Below are 23024 nucleotides of genomic sequence, written 5' to 3'. Positions count from 1 at the left end.
CGGGAAATCCTTGCTTCATGTCCATGCGCTTTGCTTTCGCTGCCCTGCTTGCCACTTTCGCCGCGCCTGCCGCGGCGCAATCGACGCCCGATGCCGCGGGCGGGATCGACGCGGATAATCTCGTCCAGACGGTCCGCACGCTCGCCTCCGACCAGTTTCAGGGGCGCGCGCCCGGCACCGCCGGCGAGGATCGCACGATCGGCTATCTGATCGGCCGCCTTCAGGCGCTCGGGCTCGAACCCGGCGGCACCGGCGGCGGCTGGACGCAGGCGGTGCCTTTGCTTCACACGCGGCTCGGCGTGCCCGACACGCTCGCCTTCGAGCGCGGAGGCGCGAAAATGCCGCTGACTTTCGGCACCGACATCTATCTCTCGACGCTTCGCCCGAGCGACCGCGCAGTCGTCGACAAGGCGCCGCTGGTGTTCGTCGGCTATGGCGTGAGCGCGCCCGAACGCGACTGGGACGATTTCAAGGGCCAGGACCTGAAGGGCAAGGTCGCGGTCTTTCTGGTCAACGATCCCGATTTCGCGGCGCAGCCGGGCGAGGCGGTCGCGGGCCGCTTCGGCGGGCGGGCGATGACCTATTATGGCCGCTGGACCTACAAGTTCGAGGAGGCCGCCCGCCGCGGCGCGGTCGCCGCGCTGATCGTTCACGAGACCGAGGCGGCGGGCTATGGCTGGAACGTCGTCGAAAGCCCGGGCGGCGAAAATTACGACATCGTCCGCGCGCCCGATCAGCTCACCAGCCTGGCATTGCAGGGCTGGATTTCGGGCGCGACGGCCGAAAAGCTCTTCGCGGGCGCAGGGCAGGATCTTGCCCGGCTGCGCGCGGCAGCACGGCGCAGCGATTTCAAACCGGTCGACCTTGGCACGACCTTCGATGCGGCAATCCCGGTTCGCCACGAAGTCTTGCCAAGCCAGAATGTCCTCGCGAAAATTCCGGGCGCCAAGCGGCCGGACGAAGTGGTGATGTATGGCGCGCATTGGGATGCCTATGGCGAAGGGCCGCCCGACGCGCAGGGCCGCATCTATCGCGCCGGCGCCAACGACGACGCGCTCGGCGTCGCGGGATTGCTGGAGATCGCGCGCAATTTCAAGGCGGCGCCGCCGCCCGATCGCAGCATCGTCTTTGCCTTCTGGACCGCCGAGGAACGCGGGCTTCTCGGCTCCGAAGCCTATGCCGCCGCCCCCGTCTATCCGGTCGAAAAGACCGTCGCCAACCTCGACCTCGACATTCTCCAGACCGCGGGCCCGGCGAAGGACGTCATCCTCGTCGGCAAGGGGCAGGGGACGCTCGAGGACGATCTGGCGCGGCTCGCCGCGAAGCAGGGGCGTAGCGTGGCGGAGGAAAGCCTGCCCGAGCGCGGCCTCTTCTTTCGCGCCGACCATTTCAGCCTCGCCAAGCGCGGCGTTCCCGTCCTGCTGATGATGGGAATCGCCGGCGCGTCGGACCTCGTCGAGGGCGGCCGCGAAGCGGGACAGGCGTGGGTCGATGCCTATACCGGCCAATGCTATCATCAGGCGTGCGACGCCTGGAGCCCCGACTGGAACCTGGGCGGCGCGGTGCAGGACATCGCGCTCTTCTACCAAATCGGCGACGAACTCGCGCACTCGTCGCGCTGGCCCGAATGGAAAGCGGGCAGCGAGTTCAAGGCGATCCGCGACCGGAGCGCTGCGGCGCGAAAATAAGCGCGCTCGCGCTGCGCCGGTCATTGCGCCGGGCGCCGCCGCGCGCGTAAGGAATCAGGCCATGAGCATCGAACCCGATTATTTCGAGGCGCGCGACGGCGTGCGGCTGGCGTGGCGCGAAATGGGCGAGGGGGCGCCGCTGGTGCTGCTTCATGGCCTGTTTTCGAGCGCCGAGGTCAACTGGATCAAGTTCGGGACGGCGGCGCGGATCGCCGAAGCGGGCTACCGCGTCATCATGCCCGATCTGCGCGTCCACGGGTCGAGCGACGCGCCGCACGGGGCGGAGCATTACCCGCCCGACGTGCTCGTCGACGACCTGCAGGACCTGGTCGCGCATCTGGACCTTGCCGATTTCGACCTCGGCGGCTTCTCGCTCGGCGCGCGCACCAGCGTCCGCGCGGTTGTTGCCGGAATGCGGCCGCGGCGGCTGATCCTCGGCGGCATGGGGCTCGCGGGGCTCGCCGGCTGGCAGCGGCGCGGGCGCTTTTTCAAGCGCGCCATCGCCGAATATGACAGCGCGAAGCGCGGCGACGACACCTGGCTGTCGATCCAGTTCATGAAGACGATGAAGGTCGACCGCATCGCGGCCGGCCATCTGCTCGACAGCTTCACCGACACGCCGCCCGAAGCGCTGGCGGCGCTGACGATGCCGGTGCTCGTCGTGTGCGGCGACAAGGACCAGGACAATGGGTCGGCCGAGGAACTGGTCGCGGCGCTGCCCGATGCGCGGCTCAGGACGATCCCCGGCACGCATATGTCGAGCGTGACCGAGCCCGAGCTCGGCGAGGCGATCGCGGCCTTCCTCACCGCTTGACCCTGTGGCGCGCTCGCGCCAAGCTGGGGTCATCGCGCCGTCGAGAGCGCACCCCACACCCAGAGGACAGCACCCCATGAAAGCCATGATTTCGACCGTGTCGCTTGCGATGTCGCTTGCGCTCGCCGCCCCCGCCTTCGCGCAGGACGCACCCGCCGCCGCCAGCCAGCCCGCGGCCGCGCCGACCGCCGCCGATGCCGATGCCTTCGTCGCCGCCGTCGAAAAGGATCTGTTCGACTATAGCGTCGAGGCGAGCCAGGTGAACTGGGTCAACGCGACCTATATCACCGACGACACCGACGCGATGGCGGCGCGGATCAACGCCGTCGGCACCGAAAAATCGGTGCAATATGCGCTCGAAGCCGCGAAATATATGAATGTGCCGGGGCTCAGCGCCGACACGAAGCGCAAGCTCGACATTTTGCGCACCGGCCTCGTCCTTCCCGCGCCGACGACGCCGGGCGCGGCGACCGAACTCAACACGATCGCGACCGATCTTCAGTCGCAATATGGCAAGGGCAAGGGCACGCTGGGCGGCAAGCCGATCTCGGGCTCGGACATCGAGGCCGAGATGGGCAATCTCGACCATACGCCCGCCGAATATGCCGAAATGTGGGCGAGCTGGCACGACAATGTCGGCGCGCCGATGAAGGACGATTATGCGCGCATGGTCGGCATCGCCAACGAAGGCGCGAAGGAGCTGGGCTTCAGCGACGTCGGCGCGATGTGGCGATCGGGCTATGACATGCCGCCCGAGGAATTCGCCAAGACCACCGAACGGCTGTGGCAGGAAGTGAAGCCGCTCTACATGGCGCTCCACACCTATGTCCGCTGGAAGCTGAACGAGAAATATGGCGATGCGGTGCAGCCGAAGACCGGCCCGATCCGCGCCGACCTGCTCGGCAATATGTGGGCGCAGGAATGGGGCAATATCTATCCGCTCGTCGCGCCGGCGGGTTCGGGCGACCTCGGCTATGACATCGGCGATCTGCTGAAGGCGAAGGGCAAGGGGCCGCTCGACATGGTCAGGGCGGGCGAGAATTTCTATTCCTCGCTCGGTTTCGCGAAGCTTCCCGACAGCTTCTGGAAGCGCAGCCTGTTCCTGAAGCCCGCCGACCGCGAGGTCGTGTGCCACGCCTCGGCGTGGGACGTCGACAACAAGGACGACATCCGCATCAAGATGTGCATCAAGGTGAACAGCGACGATTTCGTCACCATTCACCATGAACTCGGCCACAATTATTACCAACGCGCCTATAACAAGCAGCCCTATCTCTACCTCAACGGCGCCAACGACGGCTTCCACGAGGCGATCGGCGACTTCATCGCACTCTCGATCACGCCGCAATATCTGGTCGACATCGGGCTGCTCGACAAATCGCAGGTGCCGGGCGCCGACAAGGATATCGGGCTGCTGCTCAGGCAGGCGATGGACAAGGTCGCCTTCCTGCCCTTCGGCCTGCTCGTCGACCGCTGGCGCTGGGGCGTGTTCGACGGCACGATCCAGCCCGCCGACTATAACAAGGCGTGGACCGATCTGCGCCGCCAGTATCAGGGCATCACGCCGCCGGTCGAGCGGGGCGCCGACGCCTTCGATCCCGGCGCCAAATATCATATCCCCGGCAACACGCCCTATTCGCGCTATTTCCTCGCGCGCATCCTGCAGTTCCAATTCTATCAGGCGGCGTGCAAGCAGGCGGGGTGGAAGGGGCCGCTCCACCGCTGTTCCTTCTATGGCAACAAGAAGGTCGGCGCCAATCTGAACGCGATGCTCGAAATGGGGGCGTCGAAACCGTGGCCCGATGCGCTCCAGGCCTTCACCGGCACGCGCGAAATGTCGGGCAAGGCGATGATGGAGTATTTCGCGCCGCTCAAGAAATGGCTCGACGAACAGAATAAGGGGCATCCGTCGGGGTGGTAAGCCGCCTTGGGTTTTGCGAAAGGGCCGGGATGTATTTCCCGGCCCCTTTTTTATGGAGCGGCAGCTTCGGGGTGGCCAGTTGCCATCGCCGTCATTGGTAATCGCGGGCCGGGTCGGCCTCGTCGCTTCAAAGTTCAGCAAAGTTCAGCCTTGTGCAGCCGCCGATGGGCCGCGTTCGGCGACCATGCCGAGCCGGCTCCCGCCCGCATCCGTAACCGGGCCGTGACCGTTTTTATCCACACGTCGAAAGAGCCGAGACGAAGGCTGGCACAGCCGGACAATGTAGGACAGCCTTTTTTCGCGGCTGATGTCCGACTTGGGGTGGATTCGAGACATTGGCCCAACCCCTCCTCTTCAGAGGAGGGGCAGCGAGACTTACGCGCCTTGCGCGTTAGTCGCAGCGGGGTGGTCGCCTCGACCGAACGCCCAGCCAGCGCACCACCCCAAACCCCTCCTCTGAAGAGGAGGGGCTTAAGAAAGTCCGCAACCGGTCGCTTTCAGTCATCGCCATTCGCATCCTCTCGGGACGCCGCCTCCACCTTCTGCTTGAACCGCGCCAGCCGTGCGCTCGCGGCGGCGGCGTGGGGGCCGATCCAGCGGTCGTGGATGTCCTGTATCGGCATTGCATTCAGGTGATTCCAGCGCTCGCGCCCGCGGCGTTCGGCGATCACCAGATCGGCATCTTCCAGCACCTTCAGATGCTGCATCACCGTGCAGCGGTCGAGTTCGGGGAAATGCGCGCACAGCGTGCCCGTCGTCAGCGGCTGATCCCTGAGGTCGTCGAGGATCTGCCGCCGCACCGCGTGCGCGAGCGCCTTGAAAAGGCGGTCGAAATCGTCGTGGATTGACATGTTATGAATTTACAACATAATCGGGTGCGACTCAAGCGGAGACGGATCATGGAACTGAAATTCAGGGTCGCGGCGCGGATTGCGAAGCCGGTGCATGAGGTGTTCGAGGCGGTCGCCGACCCCGCGCAGCTCAGCGAATATTTCACGACCGGCGGCGCCAAGGGCCGGCTCGAAACCGGCGCGACGGTGACGTGGGACTTCCACGATTTCCCCGGCGCCTTTCCGGTTCATGTGATCGAGGTCGTGCCCGACGAGCGGATCATCCTCGAATGGCAGGCCAGCGAGGGCGAGGCGCACAATGTCGAAGGCAGCGAGCCCAGGGACGCCGACTATCGCACCCGCGTCACCATGGCGTTCAAGCCGCTCGACGACGGCCGCCGCACCCTCGTCGAGATCGCCGAAGAGGGCTGGCGCGAAAATCAGGGCGCGCTCGGCGCCTCCTATGGCAATTGCCAGGGCTGGTCGCAGATGCTCTGCGCGCTCAAGGTCTGGATCGAGCACGGCATCCACCTGCGCGCCGATATGTATAAGTAGCGCGCGGTTTCCGGGGCGACCGGGATGCCCGCTCCGGGGCGGGGGGCGGACGAAGAAATCCTCCCCACTTGTGGGGAGGTGGCAGCGCGGAGCGCTGACGGAGGGGGCTGGCGTCCTTACGCGGCGGCGCTTCAGCCGCGATCCCCCTCCACCGCCTTCGGCGGTCCCCCTCCCCGCAAAGCGGGGAGGATCTGCGTCCATCTTCGGCCACCTACCGGAACGGCGGCTCGTTGAACGCGCGGAGTTTGCGGCTGTGCAGCTTCGCGCCCTCGTCGTGCAATATCTCGCAGGTGCGGATGCCGATCTGGAGGTGTGCGGCGATCGCCTCCTCATAGAAGCGGTTCGCCTGCCCGGGCAGCTTGAGTTCGCCGTGCAGCGGCTTGTCCGACACGCAGAGCAGGGTGCCATAGGGCACGCGGAAGCGATAGCCCTGCGCGGCGATCGTCGCCGATTCCATGTCGATGCCGATGCCGCGCGACTGCGAAAAGCGCAGCGCCGAGTCGGTGAAGCGCAACTCCCAATTGCGGTCGTCGGTGGTGACGACGGTGCCGGTGCGCATCCGTTTCTTGAGGTCGGCGCCGCTCGTCCCCGACACCGCCTCGGCGGCGCGCGCCAGCGCCTGCTGCACCTCGGCGATCGGCGGGATCGGGATTTCGGGCGGCAGCACCTGATCGAGAATATGGTCGTCGCGAAGATAGGCGTGCGCCAGCACATAGTCGCCGATCCGCTGGCTGGGGCGCAGCCCGCCGCAGTGGCCGATCATCATCCACGCCTCGGGGCGCAGCACCGCGAGATGGTCGCAGATCGTCTTGGCGTTCGACGGCCCGACGCCGATGTTGACCAAAGTGATGCCGCTGCCGTTCGGCGCGATCAAATGATAGGCGGGCATCTGGTGCCGCCGCCACGCGCTGTCGGCGACGAGCGCGCTCGCATTGACCCCCGACCGGTCGACATAGAGGCCGCCCGCGCCGGCGAGCGCGGTATAGCGGCCCTGGCCGACCTGCGACCCCGCCCAGGCGACGAATTCGTCGACATAGCGGTGATAGTTGGTGAACAATATATAGCGCTGGAAATGCTCGGGCGCGGTGCCGGTATAGTGGCGCAGCCGCGCGAGGCTGAAATCGGTGCGCAGCGCGTCGAACAGCGCGAGCGGCAGCGGCGCGGTCGGGTCGAGCCCGAACAATCCGTCGGCGAGTTCGTCGCCGATGTCGGCAAGCTCGGTCGTCGGGAAATGGCGCGCGAGGTCGAGCGGGGTGACGCGCCCCATGTCCGACCCGTCGCTCGCGTCGAGCACATAGGGAAAGGGGATCTGCTGCCCGGTGCGCGTCACCTCGATCTCGACGTCGTAATGACGGACGAGCAGGCTCAGCTGGTCGCGCAGATAATTTTCGAAGAGGTCGGGGCGGGTGACCGTGGTGACATATTCGCCCGCGCGCTCGAAATGGCCGAAGGCGAGATTATGGCCCTGGCCGGCGAGCAGCTCGCCCGAGGTGGTGAGGCGCAGCGCCGGATAGTCGAAGAGGCCGGTCGAGGCGGCGTCGGCAGGCGGCAGGGTGCCGTCGTGGACATAGGCGGCGATCGCCGCCTTGAGCGCCGAGACCGAAGCCTTGAAGCGCGCCTTGAGCTCGTCGAGGATCGCCTCGACGCGGGCGGTGGGATCGGCGATGTCGTTGGCGGTCGATGAGGTCGTCATCGCGGCGCTCTTGCACGAAATTGTGACAAAAGGGAAGGGGGCGACAAGCCCCTCCCCTGAAGGGGAGGGGCTTGGTGCGAGTTTAGAGCTGCTCGAGCATATGGTCGGCGCTCGACACCTTGAACTCGCCGGGCGCTTCGACATTCAGCTGTTCGACGACGCCGTCGTTGACGACCATCGAATAGCGCTGGCCGCGCTTGCCCATGCCGAATGCCTTGCCGTCCATTGTCAGCCCCACCGCTTCGGCGAAATCGCCATTGCCGTCGGCGAGCATGGTGATGCCGTCGGCGTGTGCGCCCTTGCCCCACGCGCCCATGACGAAGGCGTCGTTGACCGCGGTGCAGGCGATCTCGTCGATGCCCTTCGCCTTCAGTTCGTCGGCCTTGTCGACGAAGCCCGGCAGATGCTTGGCCGAACAGGTCGGGGTGAAGGCGCCGGGGACCGAGAAGAGCGCGACCTTGCGGCCCTTGAAATAATCGGCGCTATTCACCTGTTCGGGACCATTTTCGGTCACCTTGACCAGCGTGGCTTCCGGGAGCTTGTCTCCGGTCTTGATCGTCATCGCGGCATCCTTTCGCATGAGGGGATTTTTGGAGCGGCAGACATTGGGGCGCGATGATGCGGAGTCAAGCAGGACGACGCTCCTTGCCGCGCCGCCCGCTTCTGCGTCGGGATCAGCGGCGCCGGGCCTTCCACGCGCGCACCGCCGCCATCGTCTTTTCGACATGCGCCTGCGGATTGCGGTCGGTGTAGCTCAGCAGGATCGTGCCGTCGGGCGCGATGACGAAGGATGTGCGGTCGGACAGCAAAGTCTGATCGCCGCTGCGCATTGTCGTGTCGTATTTCACCGCGACCCTGGCGCCCGGATCGGCGGCGACGGCGAATTTGTCGCGGCATTCCGACCGCGAGAATTCGGCGACGCGGTCGATGTTGCCGGCGGTGACGCCGATGACGCTTGCGCCCAGCGCGGTGAAGTCGTCGGCCGCTTCGGCGAACAGATGCGCTTCGACCGTGCAGCCGGGGGTGAAGGCGGCGGGAAAGAAATAGAGCACGACCGGCCCCTTTTTCAGCGCCTGTCTCAACGACAGGCTGAAGGGCTTGCCGGCGCGCGCCGCACTCAGCGTGAAATCGGGCGCCTTCGCACCCTGCTGAAGCGCCGCGATGCCCGGCGCGGGCAGCGCCGCAAGCAACAGGCCGAGGCCCAGGATCGTCGCCATCGTCTTTCGCATCGTCATCTGCATAGCTCCTGCTCGGCCGGCCGGGCACCCCGACGCCTTCCCTTATCCTATTCGCCGGCCCGCGACAAAGGTTGCAGCCGACGAACCGCGACGGGAGGAGGGGCGATCTCCCAATGGAGCCGCCTGCCTGTTCTGCCGATTATCGGAGCCCGCGAGCGGGCGGATGGTGCGGTCGAGAAGACTCGAACTTCCACGGCCTTTCGGCCACAACGACCTCAACGTTGCGCGTCTACCAGTTCCGCCACGACCGCACATCATGAAGGGCCGAAACGGGTCCGGCACCAGGTAGGAGCGGGCGCTTAGCAAAGCGCCTGCGGCGATGCAAGCGAGCTTCGTCACATTTTATTTTCGCCACCCTTGCGGGGCGAGCGAGCGTTCCCGCCGCTTGTCATCGTTATGACGCAAAGGAGTCTCCGAACTGTCATCGCTCTACCGTCAGAGCGTCATCGAATCACCCTAGTGGCGGCGTCACCGGGGGTGAGGGGCGAATCCCGTTCTCGCCCGCGGTGTATTTTTCATCAGGGGCGCCAGCGGGCGCACACCGGGAACGGAGATTTTCATGGCGGCTTTCGCACGCGTTCGTTTGGTCATGCTCAGCGGCGTGGCCTGTTCCATCCTTGCGGCCTGCGGTGCCGACGGCGTCGCGTCGCCGGGTGAGGGCGTCATCGTCATCCCGACGCCGACCCCCACGCCGACTCCGACCCCCACGCCGACCCCGACGCCGACGCCCACGCCGACGGGGGTGACGCCGGCCGCGAGCTGTCCGAACATCGCGGGGAGCGACGAACTCATTGATCTCGGCACGATCGAAGGCCCGCAGGGCACGTGGCGCAATTGCGGTTTTCCGACGCGCTTCAACTCGTCGACCGAAATTCCGAAAGCGGAGGGCGTCATCTATTCGCTGCTCGGCCGCGTCGATGTCGGCAGCGACCAGGGGCCGACCGAAGAGGCGTCGGATGCCGCCGATGTCACGCTGACGATCGAACCGGGCGTCACCATCTTCGGAGCGAGCGGCACGTCCTTCCTGGTGGTCAACCGCGGCAACAAGATCAACGCCGTCGGCACGCCGACCCAGCCGATCGTGTTCACGGGCTACGGCAACGTCGTCGGTGATGCGACCGACCAGACCTCGCAGCTGTGGGGCGGGGTCGTCCTGCTCGGCCGCGCGCCGATCACCGATTGCGATGCGGCCGGCGCCACCCCGGGCACGGTCGATTGCGAACGCGATACCGAAGGCACGTCGAACGCGCTCTATGGCGGCGCGACCGCCGACGATAATTCGGGCAGCATGAGCTATGTCCAGATCCGCTATTCGGGCTTTGTCCTGTCTGAAAACAGCGAGCTTCAGGGTCTGACTCCGTCGGGCGTCGGCTCGGCGACGCAGCTCGACCATATCCAGATCCACAACAGCTCGGACGACGGCATGGAAGTGTTCGGCGGCCGCCCGAACTTCAAATATATGGTGATGACCGGCGCCGAAGACGACAGCTTCGATACGGACGTCGGCTATCAGGGCTATATGCAGTATCTGATCGCCGTGCAGCGCGACGGTGGCGCCGTTGGCGACTCGATCATGGAAATCGACTCGAACGGCAATGAGGACGCATCGCCGCGTCAGCGCGTCGCCATCTCGAATTTCACCTTCATCCACCGCAACGCGGCGGCCGGCAACGAGGCGGCGATCCTGGTGCGCGGCGGTGCCGACTACACCTTCGCGAATGGCCTGATCGTCACGCCGGCCTCGTGCGTCCGACTGAACAGCGCGACGACGGTGCAGGAAACCGGAACCGACGAACAGGGTCCGCCGGTGTTCGAATCGGTCGCGTTGCAGTGCGGTGCGACGCCGTTCCTCGGCACGAGCGGTGTTACCAATGCCGAGGTCGAGGCGATCTTCAACATGGGCACGAACAACGACGCGGCCTATACGTCGAGCCTGACCGGCATCTTCGTCAACGGAGCGAATGAAACGGCGCTGACGCCGTTCGCGGCGAGCGCGATCAACGCCTTCTTCGACGACACGGCCTATGTCGGCGCCGTCGCCGATGCCAACGACAGCTGGTATCAGGGCTGGACCTGTAATTCGGCCACGGCTTCGTTCGGCGATACCAGCGGCAACTGCACCGACATTCCGGTCACCTGACGCGCCGGCGTCCAATGCAGGGGCGGGGCGCACCAGCGATGGAGCGCCCCGCCCTCATTTCCACCTCCAATAGGGGTTTTCCATCATGACCAAGCGGTCGCTTTTCGCCAGCCTCCTGCTCCTTTCGTCGGCGATGGTGTCGCCCGCGGCGCTCGCCCAGACCGACGAGCCCCGACCCGCGACCGAAACGCCGCCTGCGGACGATGCGGCCACCGCGCAGCAAGACGATGTCGACGTCTCGATCCCCGGCGGTGCCGATCAGGAGATCGTCGTCACGGGTCGTTATGTCCCCAATGCCGTGCGCGCCACTCCGGAAGTCGTTTCGGTGCTCTCGTCGGCCGACATTGCGCGCACGGGCGAGGGCGACATTTCGGGCTCGCTCCAGCGCGTTACCGGCCTCAGCGTCGTCGGCGGCGGTTTCGTCTATGTCCGCGGCCTCGGCGATCGCTATTCGCTCGCGCTTCTGAACGGCTCGCCGCTGCCGAGCCCCGAGCCGCTCAAGCGCGTCGTTCCGCTCGACATCTTCCCGACCAACGTCATCGATTCGACGCTGGTTCAGAAAAGCTATTCGGTGAACTTCCCCGGCGAATTCGGCGGCGGCGTCATCAACCTCACGACCAAGGCGAGTCCCCGCGAATCCTTCCTGACGTTCTCGGGCGGCATCGGCTGGGACAGCGAGACGACGAACCAGCTCGGCTATACCTATTATGGCAGCGACACCGACTGGACCGGCTTCGACGACGGCACGCGCGACATTCCGCCGCTGCTCAAGACGGCGATGGACAGCGGCAAGCCGATCCTCGAAGGCGCCGATTTCACCGCCGAGGACCTCGAGGCGATGGAGATGCAGCTGGTCAACGCGCCGACCACATTGCTCCAGCAGAACAACCATATGCCGATCAACTGGTCGGCGGGCCTCACCGGCGGCACGACGATCCAGCTGTCCGACGGCGAACTCGGCATCATCGCGACCGCCGGAATCAGCAACAAGTGGCGCACGCGCGACACCTTGCAGCAAAGTTCGCTCAACGATGACCTTTCGGGCACGCCGCAGTCGGATTTTCAGCGCGTCATCACCGACAACCGCATCGTCGTGAACGGTCTCCTCGGCTTCGGCCTCGAACTCGGCGATCACAAGTTCCGTTGGACCAACCTCTATATCCGCGACACGTTGAAGCAGGCGCGGCTCGGTCTTGGCCGCAACCAGAACCAGCCGAATCGCGACGTGATGCAGCAGGACACGGCCTGGTACGAGCGCCAGCTGATCAACAGCCAGCTCGTCGCCGAGCTCGACTTCGATCCGCTCAAAATCGACCTGCGTGGCGGGTACGCCAATTCGCAGCGCGAGGCACCCTACGAGCGCAGCTTCACCTATGTCCGGTCGAACCTGTCGACCGACCTCGACCCGGTCGGCGACAAGTTCGTCAACGACCTTGGCGGCAACAAGGGCGATGCGACCATCGCCTTTTCGGACCTGAACGAAGATCTGTGGTCGGGGGGTGTGGATCTTTCCTATGAGCTGGCGCCGCGCATCACCGCCACGGTTGGCTATGCCTATAGCGACACGCATCGCACGTCGGTTCGCCGCGCGTTCCAGTTCCGTGCCCAGAATCTGCCGATTGCGGTCCAGCAGCTGCGTCCCGACTATCTGCTTTCGGACGCGTCGATCCAGCTCTATGATATTGTGCTGCTCGAAACCTCGGCGCAGGACGGCACCGCGGCGTTCGACGCCAAGCTGCGCACCAACGCGGGCTATGGACAGCTGCAGGCTGAAATCATCCCGGGCCTGAACATCAACGCCGGCGTGCGCTACGAAGATGCGAAGCAGACCGTCGCTCCGGTCGATCTGTTCGGAACCGGTTCGTCGGTGTTCGTCCCGACCAATCTCAACAATGATTACTGGCTGCCCGCGGTCACGCTGACCTGGGAAGTCGCGCCCGACATGCAGATCCGCGCCAACGGGTCGAAGACGATCGCGCGGCCGCAGTTCCGCGAACTCGTCGCGCAAGTCTATCAGGACCCCGAATCGAACCGCCTCTATCGCGGCAACCCGTCCCTGAACGACAGCGAATTGTGGAACGCCGAGCTTCGCTACGAATGGTATTTCGATCGCGACCAACGCTTTACGGCGGCGGCCTTCTACAAGTCGATCGACAATCCGATCGAAGCCTATACGTCGGCGTCGGACAATCTGGTGACGACGAGCTATGCCAACGCGCCGAAGGCGACGCTCTATGGCGCCGAGGTCGAGGTGCAGAAATATTTCTCCCTCGATACCATATCGGATGCCCCGTTCTGGCAGTCGCGGCGTCTCGTGCTGATCGGCAACTACACCTATACCCAATCCGAGTTGAAGGTGCAGGACGGCGACACGACGATCATCAACGGCGTCACGCGTCCGGCGAATGTGTTCTTCTTCGACGGCGCGCCGCTCACCGGTCAGTCGGACCATCTGGTCAATTTCCAGATCGGGCTCGAGGATACCGACAGCCTGTCGCAGCAGACCTTGCTCTTCACCTATGCCAGCCCGCGCGTTACCAGCCGCGGTCCGTCGGGGCAGCCCGACATCAAGGAAGAACCGGGCATCTCGCTCGACTTCGTCGCGCGCCAGGGCGTGATGCTGTCGGGCAAGGAAATCGAACTCAAGTTCGAGGCGCGCAACCTCACCGGCCGGACCTACAAGGAATTGCAGAAGTCGGGCGACAATGTGATCTATTTCAACCGCTACAAGCTCGGGCGCCTCTTCTCGCTCAGCGCGTCGGTGAAATTCTGATCGTAAAATGCCCTCTCCCCTTCAGGGGAGAGGATAGCGCGACCCTAGCGAAGCTTGGAGAGGGGCAGGGCCGGTATGCGGACTTTCCCCTCTCGACTGCGGCCAGCCGGCAAACCGGCAAGCCTTCGTATCTCTCCCCCGAAGGGGAGAGAGCGGGAACGGACGCTTCTTCGAACAGCCACCCTCCCCGGACTCGCCCCGCTGACAAAAAACTGTAATCTCCCCGTCAACTGATTGTCATCAATCGCCCCTAGGCGATTCGCGAGGACGCAATTTCAGTCGGGGGTAGCGGATAATCCATGGCGACGCTGATGCCCGGATCGGCCTTCAGGCTGCCGCGCGCGCTGCCCGTCTGGCTGCGTGTGCGCCCGCGTTCGGCGCGCGACCTCGCCCCGCGGATCGTCGTTGCCCTGCTCGCAGGCCTGCTCGTCTGGCAGGCGGTGCGGCTCCTCTGGGCCTTGATCGTCCCGCTCTCGCCGCTCGGCGCGTGGCAGCCGCAGACCGCCGTGATCGCCTCGCCCGCCGAGCGCCGCGCGCTCTTTGCGAGCTTCGATCCCTTCTTCCGCACCAGCTCGCAGGGGCCAGCGGCCGCGACGGTCACCGCGCTCGGACTCACGCTCTATGGCGTCAATATCAACGAAGCGACGGGCGGCGGCTCGGCGATCATCGCCGGCGAGGACGAAGTGCAGAACAGCTATGCGATCGGCGACGAGATCGTCCCCGGCGTGACGCTTGCTGCCGTCGCTTTCGATCATGTGACGCTCGATCGCGGCGGGGCGAAGGAGACGCTGTTCCTCGATCAGAGCGGAGCCGCGCCGATCGCCAGCGTCCCCGGCGGCGCGCCCGAAGGGGGTGAAGCGCCGGCCGACGGCCGCAGCGCCAATGGCGAAATGTCGCCCGCGGCGCTGCAGGCGGGAATTGGTTTTGCGCCGCGCACCGAAGAGGGCCGCGTCACCGGACTGCTCGTTCAGCCCAAGGGCGACGGCGCGGTGTTCCGCGCCGCGGGGCTGCGTCCCGGCGACGTCGTCCGTGCGGTGAACGGCCGCCCGATCGCCTCGGCGGGCGATGCGGCGTCGCTCGCGGGCCAGCTCACCCCGGGCGCGCGCATCGCGCTCGAGGTCGAGCGGGGAGCCAATATCGTGCCCGTCGCCATCTTTCTCTCGAAACAATAGGTTTTCATGCGCCTTAGACTGTCCCTGATGCTCGCCGCTGCGTTGATCTCCGCCAGCCCCGCGCACGCCCAATATACGCTCAACGTCCGCGACGCCGACATCCGCGCCTTCATTCAGGACGCGGCGCGGATTACCGGGCGCACCTTCGTCATCGACGGGCGGGTGAACGGCAAGGTGTCGGTGGTCACCGACCGGCCGCTGTCGCGCAGCGAATATTTCGAGATTTTCCTAGCGACGCTGCGCTCGAACGGGCTTGTCGCGGTGCCCGGTCCCAACGGCAGCTACCGCATCCAGCCGATCGACGGCGCCGCGTCGCAGCCCGGCCGGATCGGCAGTGCCAGCGCGGCGCAGAACCAGTTCGTGACCGAGATCATCCGTTTGAAGCATATCGACGCGGTCGCCGCGGTCGAAACGCTGCGCCCGCTCGTCAGCCCGCAGGGCTCGCTCACCGCGAACCGCAACGCCAACAGTCTGGTCGTCGCCGATTTCGCCGACAATATCCGCCGCATCCGCGCGCTCGCTGCGAGCATCGACCGCGATACTTCGACCAGCCAGATCGTCACGCTCAAGAACGCCGGTGCGCGCGAAATCGCCTCCGCGCTGCAGGCGCTCGTCCCCGCGGCGGGCGAAGGCGCGCAGTCGCCGGTCGCGATCGTCCCGATCGACAGCAGCAACGCGATTGCGCTCAGGGGCGACCAGGCGATGGTCGCGCGCTTCGTCGCCATGGCGAACGACCTCGATCAGCGCGCGGCGGGCGGCACCGAGCTGCGCGTTTACTGGCTCGAACATGCCAATGCCGAAACGCTGCTGCCGACCTTGCAGCAGCTCGTCGGCGGCGGCAGCGATCCGGCGCCGAAGGCCGGCCTGTCGCCCTCTTCCTCGTCCTCCTCGTCGATGGACGGCGGCCAGGCGACGCCCGCTCCGGCGCCGGCATCGACGCCGAGCACGGTCAGCGGCACCGGCGGCAGCATCGCGACGCGCGGCCCCGCGATCATCACGCGCTACGAAGGCGCCAATGCGATCATCGTCGCCGCCAACACCGACGTGCAGCGCAAGATCGGCGAACTGATCCGCCAGCTCGACTCGCGGCGGCCGCAGGTGCTGGTCGAGGCGATCGTCGTCGAGATCGGCGACGATGCCGCGAAAAAGCTGGGCGTGCAGTTCCTGCTCGGTGGCAAGAATATCCCCTTCGTCGCGACGAGCTACAGCAATGCCGAACCCAATATCCTGACGCTCGCGGGGGCCTATGCCTCGACGCAAATCTCCGAAGAAACGACGACGACCGACGGCACCACCGTCGTCACGACGACGTCGAGCGCGCTGGGCGATGCGTTTCAGGACGCGGCGGCGGCGTCGCTGTTGTCGGCAACGGGCGGCTTTGCGGGCTTCGCGGGCGACATCGGCAAGAATACGATCTTCGGCGCGATCATCAACGCGGTGAAGTCGGACACCACCTCGAACCTGCTCGCGACGCCGCACATCGTCACGCTCGACAATCAGGAGGCGAAATTCCTCGTCGGGCAGGAAGTGCCGATCACGACCGGCGAGGCGCTGTCCGACAATTTCGACAATGCCTTCCGCACCGTCCAGCGCGAGGAAGTCGGCATCAAGCTCGAGGTGACGCCGCAGGTCAATGCCGCGGGCGAGGTCAAGATGTTCATCCGGCAGGAAGTGTCGAGCGTCGCCGGCCCGGTGTCGTCGCGCAACAGCGACCTCATCCTCAACAAGCGCTCGTTCGAAACGGTGCTGACCGTCGACGATGGCGAGATGTTCGCGATCGGCGGGCTGCTCAACGACGATGAGCGGCGGACGATCGAGCGCATTCCGCTTTTGAGCGACATTCCGCTGATCGGCGAATTGTTCAAATCGCGCACGCGCAGCCGCGCCAAGACCAATTTGATGGTCTTCATTCGCCCGACCATCCTGCGCAGCCGCGAGGACAATGCCGCGCTCACCGCGCGCCGCTACGGCTATATCCGTAACTTCCAGCTCCAGCGGAATCCCGATCAGGAACCCGCGATCGACGCGCTGGTGCGCGACTATCTGGGCACCGTGCCGCCCGCGCCGAGCGCGCCGACCGCGGCCGATGTCACCGTGAGCCCCGCGCCGCCGGCGCCCGTCGATATTCCGCCTTCGACCCCGCAAGGAGAGCAGCCGTGACCGACGGCGACCCGGCCGGCACGCCGCCCGCGGCGCCGGTCGACATTCCCTATGGCTTCGCGCGCGCGCACGGCGTCGTGATCGCCCCCGACGGAGAAGGACGCTGGCTCGCGACGCTGCGCGACGGCGCCGATCCGGCGGTGCTGATCGAGGTCAAGCGCTACCTCTCCGCGCCCTTGCGCGTTGCGACCGCGAACGTCGCCGATTTCGACCGGCTGCTCTCCGACCATTATGCCGTCGATGCGACGAGCGCGATGGCGGGCTCGCTCGAGGGCGGCGACATCGACCTGATCGCGAGCGGGATGCCGAGCGCCGAGGATCTGCTCGACAGCGCCGACGATGCCCCCGCGATCCGCCTGATCAACGCGATCATCGCCGAAGCGGTGCGCCAGGGGGTCAGCGACATCCATATCGAACCCTATGAAAGCGGGCTCGTCGTGCGGATGCGCACCGACGGCGTGCTGCGCGAGCATCTGAGGATGCCGCCGCACGTCGCGCCGGTCGTCGTCAGCCGCATCAAGGTGATGGCGCGGCTCGACATCGCCGAACGCCGCGTGCCGCAGGACGGCCGCATCGCGCTGACGCTCGCGGGCAAGGCGGTCGACGTCCGCGTCTCGACCCTGCCGAGCCGCGCCGGCGAGCGCGTCGTGATGCGTATTCTCGACAAGGATACGGCGGGGATCGACTTCGACGTCCTCGGCCTGACGGGCGAAACCGATCGCATATTGCGCGAAGCGCTCGCCGAGCCCAACGGCATCATCCTCGTCACCGGCCCGACGGGATCGGGCAAGACGACGACGCTCTATGCCGCGCTGAAACAGCTCAACGACGGCCAGCGCAACATCCTGACCGTCGAGGATCCGGTCGAATATGCGGTCGACGGGGTCGGGCAGACGCAGGTCAATGCCAAGGTCGGGCTCGACTTCGCCGCCGGGCTGCGCGCGATCCTGCGCCAGGACCCCGACGTCGTGATGGTCGGCGAAATCCGCGACCGCGAGACCGCCGACATCGCAGTGCAGGCGTCGCTCACCGGCCACCTCGTGCTCTCGACCGTCCACACCAATGATGCCGTGGGTGCGATCACGCGCCTCAAGGACTTGAAAGTAGAGCCTTTTCTCCTCGCCTCGACCCTCCGCGCGGCGATTGCGCAGCGGCTTGTGCGCAAACTTTGCGAAAATTGCCGCGAACCCGTCCAGGCCGACAACAGCATCGCCGCGATGCTCGGCCTCGACATCGGCACGGTGATCTGGAAGCCCAGGGGCTGCGACCAGTGCAACCACAGCGGCTACAAGGGCCGCATCGGCGTGTTCGAGGCGATCAGGATCGACGAGACCGTCCGCCGCTACATCTACGCCGGCGGCGACGAGGCGATGATCGCCAAACATGCGTTTCTGAAAGCCCCAACGCTTGCGAGCTCGGCGCGCGCGATGGTCGCGAAGGGCCTGACCACCGCCGAGGAAGCGATCCGCGTCGCGCGGCGCGAGGACGTCGATGCCTGATTTTCGCTATGTGGCGATCGACCCCAGGGGCCGCGAGCGGACGGGACGGCTGACCGCCGCGAACGACGATGCCGCGCGCGCCGACCTCGTCCGCCGCAAATTCCATATCGTCGCGGTCGAACCCGCAGGCTCGCGCGAAGCGCGCGGGCGTGCGCTGTTCGGCTGGCGGCGCACGCGGCTCAGCAGCAAGGATCTCGCGCTCTTCACGCGCCAGCTCGCGACGCTCGCCGAAGTCGCGCCGCTCGAAGAGGCGCTGCGCACGCTGACGCGCCAGAGCGAGGCCGAGACGGCGCGCGCGGTGATCGGCGACGTCCACGCCGGGCTGCTCGAAGGGCGCCGGCTGTCCGACGCGATGGCGCGGCAATCGCCCAGCTTCCCGCCGCTCTATCGCGCGATGGTGTCGGCAGGCGAGACGACGGGCAGCCTGACGGTCATCCTCGCGCGCCTCGCCGACCTGCTCGAACGCCAGGCCGAAGTGCGCGGCAAGCTGATCGCCGCGCTCGCCTATCCGATCGTGCTGACCTTCGTCGCTATCGGTGTCGTCGCGGCGCTGATGATCTTCGTCGTCCCGCGCGTCGTCGAGCAGTTCACCGACGTCGGCCAGCAACTGCCTTTCCTGACCCGCGCGGTGATCGCGATTTCGAGCTTCGCCGCGAGCTGGTGGTGGCTGATCGCGATCCTGATCGCCGCCGCGGCCTTCGGCTGGGTCAGCGCGATCCGCCGCCCCGCCTTCAAGGCGCGTGTCGATGCGCGGCTGCTCAGGCTGCCGCTGCTCGGACGCCTGCTCCGCGATCTTTATGCCGCGCGCTTTGCGCGCACGCTGTCGACGATGGTGTCGAGCCGCCTGCCGCTGGTCGAAGGATTGCGGCTGACGGTGCCGACGATCCGCAACGCCGCGCTTGCGACGGCGACCGCCAATCTGATCGACCAGGTGCGCGCGGGCGGCAGCCTGTCGTCGGGGCTGCGCGATGCCGGCGTCTTTCCCCCGCTGCTCGTCTACATGACCGCGAGCGGCGAGAGCGCGGGGCGGCTCGAAGCGATGCTCGAACGCGCCGCCGATTATCTCGAGCGCGAGTTCGACCGCTTCACCGCGGCTTCGATGGCGCTTCTCGAACCGGTCATCATTGTCGTCATGGGGTCATGCGTGGCTCTTATCATCCTTTCCATCCTCTTGCCGATCCTCCAGTTGCAGAGTCTTGCAGGGCTATAATATCATGTCGCTGATGCAGCTTTTCCTTCGCCTGATGCTCGATCCGTCCCGCTCCGCCGCACCGCGGCGCAAGAAGGGCGAACGCGGCTTCACCCTGACCGAATTGATGGTCGTCATCTTCATCATCGGGCTGCTCGCGACGGTGGTGATGATCAACGTGCTGCCCAGCCAGGACCGCGCGATGGTCACCAAGGCAAAGGCCGATATCGCGACGCTCGAAAGCGCGCTCGAACAATATCGGCTCGACAATCTGACCTATCCCGCCTCGACCGACGGGCTGGGTGCGCTCGTCACCGCGCCGCCGTCGCTCGCGCAGCCCGAACGATACCGCCGCGGCGGTTATATCAAGAAGCTGCCCGCCGATCCGTGGGGGCGCCCCTATAATTATCAGGCGCCGGGGCCGAACGGGCAGGCGTTCGATATCTGGTCGCTCGGTGCCGACGGCGCGCCCGGCGGCAGCAACGAAAATGCGGATATTCACGGTGGAGACCGCTAGGGCGCCAGCGCCCGATCCCCGCGGGACGAAGGCGAACGGCTTTACGCTGGTCGAGCTGATGGTCGTGCTCGCGATCCTCGGGCTCGCCGCGGCGGCGGTCGTGCTGACGCTTCCCGGCGAGGAACGCAGCGTGCGCAGCGAGGCCGACCGCCTCGCCGCGCGCCTCGCGGCGGCGCGCGACGTCGCGGTGATCGAGGGGCGTAGCGTCGCGGTGAATTTCGCGCCCTCGGGCTATGGCTTCGAACGGCGCGTCGATGGCGAATGGCAGCCCCTGCCCGGACGCGCGTTCGAGCGGCGCAACTGGCCGCGCGACGTCCGCTTCGCGGCGGGCGGCGAAGGCGTCGCGCGCATCCTCTTCGATCGCGTCGGCACCAGCCCGACGCCGCTGGCGGTCATGCTGTCGGGCGGCGAGGCGCGCGAGGTCGTGCGCGTCTCGGCGACGGGGGAGGTCAGCCGTGACCGCTAACGACAGTCGGGCGAAATCCGAATCGATCCGCCTCCCCGAGCGAAGACGAGGGGCTTTGCCGAGCGAAGTCGAGGCAGCGGCGGTGCGGCTTCTCGCTTCGCTCGAACATGCCCCTCGTCTTCGCTCGGGGAGGCGGTTTATATTGGCGGCCCGTGGTTCCGATTTCTCGCGCGACGCTGGCTTCACCCTGCTCGAAATGCTCGTTGCCTTGAGCATCATCAGCATCGCGGCGCTGACGCTCGTGCGGCTCGACGCCTATGCGGTGCGCACCGCGGGCGATCTCGACGAAAGCACGATGGCAGGGATCGTCGCACAGAACCGCGCGGTCGAACTGTGGACCGACCCCGCGCCGCCAACGATCGGCAATGCCGTAACCGCCGTGACCAACGGCGGACGCAACTGGCGTGTCGAACAGCGCGTCGCCCGGACCGCCGACGACAGCCTGCTGCGCATCGACCTGACCGTCCGTCCCGAAAGCGGGCGCGGGCAGGCGGTGCTGACGATCATCAGGCCAAGCCGGTGAAGTGCCATTCGTCGACCGTGATCGCAGATACGCGGCAACGCGGCTTCACCCTCGTCGAAATGCTCGTCGCGTTGTCGATCTTTGCGGCGATCGCGGCGATGGGGGTCGGGCTCTTGCGCAGCAGTATCGACACGCAGGACGCGGTGCAGGGGCGGTTGCAGGCGATGGGCGGGGTCAACCGGCTGCGCGCGGTGATGGCGAACGACCTCGCGCAGGCGCTGCCGCGTGCGACGCGCGGGCCTTCGGGCGAGGAGGTGCCTGCCTTTATCGGCACGTCGACGAGCTTCGCCTTCGTCCACGCCGGCGCGGGCGGGGCGGGCGCCGGGCCGCGCCCCGATATCGAGCGCGTCGGCTATGCGCTGATGGGCGGCGAATGGCGGCGCGCGTCGCAGCCGATGCTCGACGGCACCGCGCTCGGCGCGGGCGACCGGCTGATCGGCGACGTGAACAGCGCCGCTGTGCGCTATCGCAGCCTCGACGGGAGCTGGAGCGATACATGGTCGTCGGGGGTCAATGACCAATTGCCGCGCGCGGTCGAGGTGCGGCTGACGCGCCGCGGGCGCGCGCCGCTGACGATGCTCTTCCTCACCGCGCCGACCCCGCCGCCGCCGCCCGGCAGCGAGGAGGAGGCGCCGTGACGCGCGCCATATCCGAAGAACGCGGCGCGGCGCTGCTCAGCGTGCTGCTGCTCGTGTCGGTGATGGCGGTGATTGCCGCGACCGCGCTCGACAGGCTGACGCTCGCGACGCGCATCGCGGGGAGCGCCGCGACGGTCGATCAGGGGCGCGCCTACAGCTTCGCCGCCGAACAGATCGCGCTGCGTCGCGTCGGCGATCTCGTGTCGCGCGATCCCGCCAAGCTGACGCTGGCGGGCGACTGGCTCGGGCGCGACTTCGTCCTGCCGTTGCCCGGCGGACAGGGGAGCGCGAAGCTGACCGACGCCAATAATTGCTTCAACCTCAACAGCCTCGTCACCGAAGCCGCGCCGGGAAAGCTCAGCCAGCGTCCCGCCGCGGTCGGGCAGTTCGCCGAGCTGATGCTGCTCCTGGGTGTGGGGCAGGGCGAGGCGCAGGGCATCGCAGGCGCCGCGGCCGACTGGATCGACAGCGACAGCCGCGACGGCCCCTCGGGCGCGGAGGATGGCGCCTATCGCACCAACGACGGCAATTATCTGCCCGGCAATCGCAAGATGGCCGACGTCAGCGAACTCAGGGCGGTGCGCGGCATGACCCCCAAAATCTATGCGCGATTGAAGCCGTGGCTGTGCGTGCTGCCGGTCGCCGAGCCGGTGACGCTCAACGCCAATACGCTGCTCCCCGCGCAGGCGCCGCTGATCGCGATGCTGCTGCCCGGCAAGCTCAGCCTTGCCGATGCGCGCGCGGTGCTGGCGGCGCGGCCCGCCGACGGCTATGGCAGCAGCGTGCGATTCTGGCAGTCGGGTCCGCTCGCGCGGATCGACCCGCCGAGCGGGGTCGACCGGCAGGTCGGCGTGACGAGCCGCTGGCTCGCATTGAGGACGCAAGTGACGCTGGGGGATGGGAATTTGACGGCCAATTCGCTGATCGACGCCTGGGGCGGCGCCCCCGCGGCGGGAAGCGCGCCGCCGGCGATCGTGCGCCGCGACTGGGGCGAGAGCGACTAGAGTCTGTCTGATGGATATTTGCGCGCTGTGACGGAGCCGATTTTGGCCGAGCGCGAGGAGTGAGGAGGGAGCCATGCCGAAGCATAGGGACCGACGAAGGACGCGGCGCTCGGCCAAAAGCGGCCCGCCCTTTGGGGTTGCCGCAGGAAGCGCCCCGGACGGCGTCGCGTTGCTGGTCCGGGCCACCAGCCCGGCCTGCGCAAC

Annotated in this window: 19 protein-coding genes and 1 tRNA gene; 15 read left to right on the top strand and 5 right to left on the bottom strand. The window is 66.7% G+C overall.

Features of this window, described 5'->3' with window-relative positions; translation table 11 throughout:
- The first annotated feature begins 23 nt into the window (after nt 1-23).
- From KNJ79_RS15975 to KNJ79_RS15965, 3 genes are all read left to right on the top strand, one after another.
- The gene (locus KNJ79_RS15975; RefSeq protein WP_317151816.1) at nt 24-1688 is read left to right on the top strand and encodes a M28 family metallopeptidase; all 1665 of its coding nucleotides are present in this window, start codon (nt 24-26) and stop codon (nt 1686-1688) included.
- Nucleotides 1689-1749: 61 nt separating this feature from the next.
- Complete coding sequence (locus KNJ79_RS15970; RefSeq protein ID WP_317151815.1) at nt 1750-2502, top strand: alpha/beta fold hydrolase; 753 nt, start codon at nt 1750-1752, stop codon at nt 2500-2502.
- Nucleotides 2503-2578: 76 nt separating this feature from the next.
- A complete protein-coding gene (locus tag KNJ79_RS15965) occupies nt 2579-4423 on the top strand; it encodes a M2 family metallopeptidase (RefSeq protein WP_317151814.1) in 1845 nt (614 codons plus the stop codon).
- Nucleotides 4424-4920: 497 nt separating this feature from the next.
- Here KNJ79_RS15965 and KNJ79_RS15960 read toward each other — a convergent pair whose 3' ends face one another.
- Nucleotides 4921-5274: an ArsR/SmtB family transcription factor gene (locus tag KNJ79_RS15960; RefSeq protein ID WP_317151813.1), complete on the bottom strand. Its 354-nt coding sequence runs from the start codon at nt 5272-5274 to the stop codon at nt 4921-4923.
- 48 nt (nt 5275-5322) lie between these two features.
- Here KNJ79_RS15960 and KNJ79_RS15955 point away from each other — a divergent pair, with 48 nt between their 5' ends.
- Nucleotides 5323-5808 (top strand): SRPBCC family protein, encoded by a 486-nt coding sequence (locus KNJ79_RS15955; protein ID WP_317151812.1) that lies wholly within the window; start codon nt 5323-5325, stop codon nt 5806-5808.
- Nucleotides 5809-6019: 211 nt separating this feature from the next.
- Here the strand turns inward: KNJ79_RS15955 and KNJ79_RS15950 are convergent, their stop codons facing one another.
- The 4 genes from KNJ79_RS15950 to KNJ79_RS15935 form a co-directional block, all read right to left on the bottom strand.
- Nucleotides 6020-7501, bottom strand: a complete 1482-nt coding sequence (locus tag KNJ79_RS15950) for an AMP nucleosidase (RefSeq protein ID WP_317151811.1) — start codon at nt 7499-7501, stop codon at nt 6020-6022.
- 82 nt (nt 7502-7583) lie between these two features.
- The gene (locus KNJ79_RS15945; RefSeq protein WP_317151810.1) at nt 7584-8063 is read right to left on the bottom strand and encodes a peroxiredoxin; all 480 of its coding nucleotides are present in this window, start codon (nt 8061-8063) and stop codon (nt 7584-7586) included.
- 112 nt (nt 8064-8175) lie between these two features.
- Nucleotides 8176-8736 (bottom strand): peroxiredoxin, encoded by a 561-nt coding sequence (locus KNJ79_RS15940; protein ID WP_317151809.1) that lies wholly within the window; start codon nt 8734-8736, stop codon nt 8176-8178.
- A gap of 167 nt (nt 8737-8903) precedes the next feature.
- Nucleotides 8904-8990, bottom strand: a tRNA-Leu gene (locus tag KNJ79_RS15935).
- 308 nt (nt 8991-9298) lie between these two features.
- On the opposite strand from KNJ79_RS15935, the gene KNJ79_RS15930 reads away from it, so the two are divergent.
- From KNJ79_RS15930 to gspK, 11 genes are all read left to right on the top strand, one after another.
- The gene (locus tag KNJ79_RS15930) at nt 9299-10879 is read left to right on the top strand and encodes a hypothetical protein (RefSeq protein WP_089217283.1); all 1581 of its coding nucleotides are present in this window, start codon (nt 9299-9301) and stop codon (nt 10877-10879) included.
- Nucleotides 10880-10964: 85 nt separating this feature from the next.
- The gene (locus KNJ79_RS15925; protein ID WP_089217284.1) at nt 10965-13652 is read left to right on the top strand and encodes a TonB-dependent receptor domain-containing protein; all 2688 of its coding nucleotides are present in this window, start codon (nt 10965-10967) and stop codon (nt 13650-13652) included.
- A 299-nt stretch (nt 13653-13951) separates the two neighbouring features.
- A complete protein-coding gene (locus KNJ79_RS15920) occupies nt 13952-14824 on the top strand; it encodes a type II secretion system protein N (RefSeq protein WP_317151808.1) in 873 nt (290 codons plus the stop codon).
- A 6-nt stretch (nt 14825-14830) separates the two neighbouring features.
- Entirely contained in the window at nt 14831-16984 is a 2154-nt protein-coding gene (gene gspD, locus KNJ79_RS15915) for a type II secretion system secretin GspD (RefSeq protein WP_317151807.1), read from the top strand.
- Nucleotides 16981-18483, top strand: coding sequence for a GspE/PulE family protein (locus KNJ79_RS15910; RefSeq protein ID WP_317151806.1), 1503 nt, complete (start codon nt 16981-16983; stop codon nt 18481-18483). The genes gspD and KNJ79_RS15910 overlap by 4 nt, the downstream gene beginning before the upstream one ends.
- Nucleotides 18476-19693: a type II secretion system inner membrane protein GspF gene (gene gspF, locus KNJ79_RS15905; protein ID WP_317151805.1), complete on the top strand. Its 1218-nt coding sequence runs from the start codon at nt 18476-18478 to the stop codon at nt 19691-19693. Before KNJ79_RS15910 ends, gspF begins: the two co-directional genes overlap by 8 nt.
- A 4-nt stretch (nt 19694-19697) precedes the next feature.
- A complete protein-coding gene (gene gspG / locus KNJ79_RS15900; RefSeq protein ID WP_089217333.1) occupies nt 19698-20189 on the top strand; it encodes a type II secretion system major pseudopilin GspG in 492 nt (163 codons plus the stop codon).
- A complete protein-coding gene (locus KNJ79_RS15895; RefSeq protein WP_245836933.1) occupies nt 20176-20655 on the top strand; it encodes a GspH/FimT family pseudopilin in 480 nt (159 codons plus the stop codon). The genes gspG and KNJ79_RS15895 overlap by 14 nt, the downstream gene beginning before the upstream one ends.
- 142 nt (nt 20656-20797) lie before the next feature.
- The gene (gene gspI, locus KNJ79_RS15890; protein WP_281252667.1) at nt 20798-21178 is read left to right on the top strand and encodes a type II secretion system minor pseudopilin GspI; all 381 of its coding nucleotides are present in this window, start codon (nt 20798-20800) and stop codon (nt 21176-21178) included.
- A 17-nt stretch (nt 21179-21195) separates the two neighbouring features.
- Nucleotides 21196-21816 carry a GspJ family type II secretion system protein gene (locus KNJ79_RS15885; RefSeq protein WP_317151804.1) on the top strand — a complete coding sequence of 207 codons (621 nt, stop codon included), beginning with the start codon at nt 21196-21198 and terminating at the stop codon, nt 21814-21816.
- Nucleotides 21813-22820, top strand: coding sequence for a type II secretion system minor pseudopilin GspK (gene gspK / locus KNJ79_RS15880; RefSeq protein WP_317151803.1), 1008 nt, complete (start codon nt 21813-21815; stop codon nt 22818-22820). Before KNJ79_RS15885 ends, gspK begins: the two co-directional genes overlap by 4 nt.
- Nucleotides 22821-23024 lie beyond the last annotated feature (204 nt).

The organism is Sphingopyxis indica (assembly GCF_032879645.1).
Lineage (GTDB): Bacteria > Pseudomonadota > Alphaproteobacteria > Sphingomonadales > Sphingomonadaceae > Sphingopyxis > Sphingopyxis indica.
This window is presented reverse-complemented; position numbering and strand designations above follow the sequence as displayed.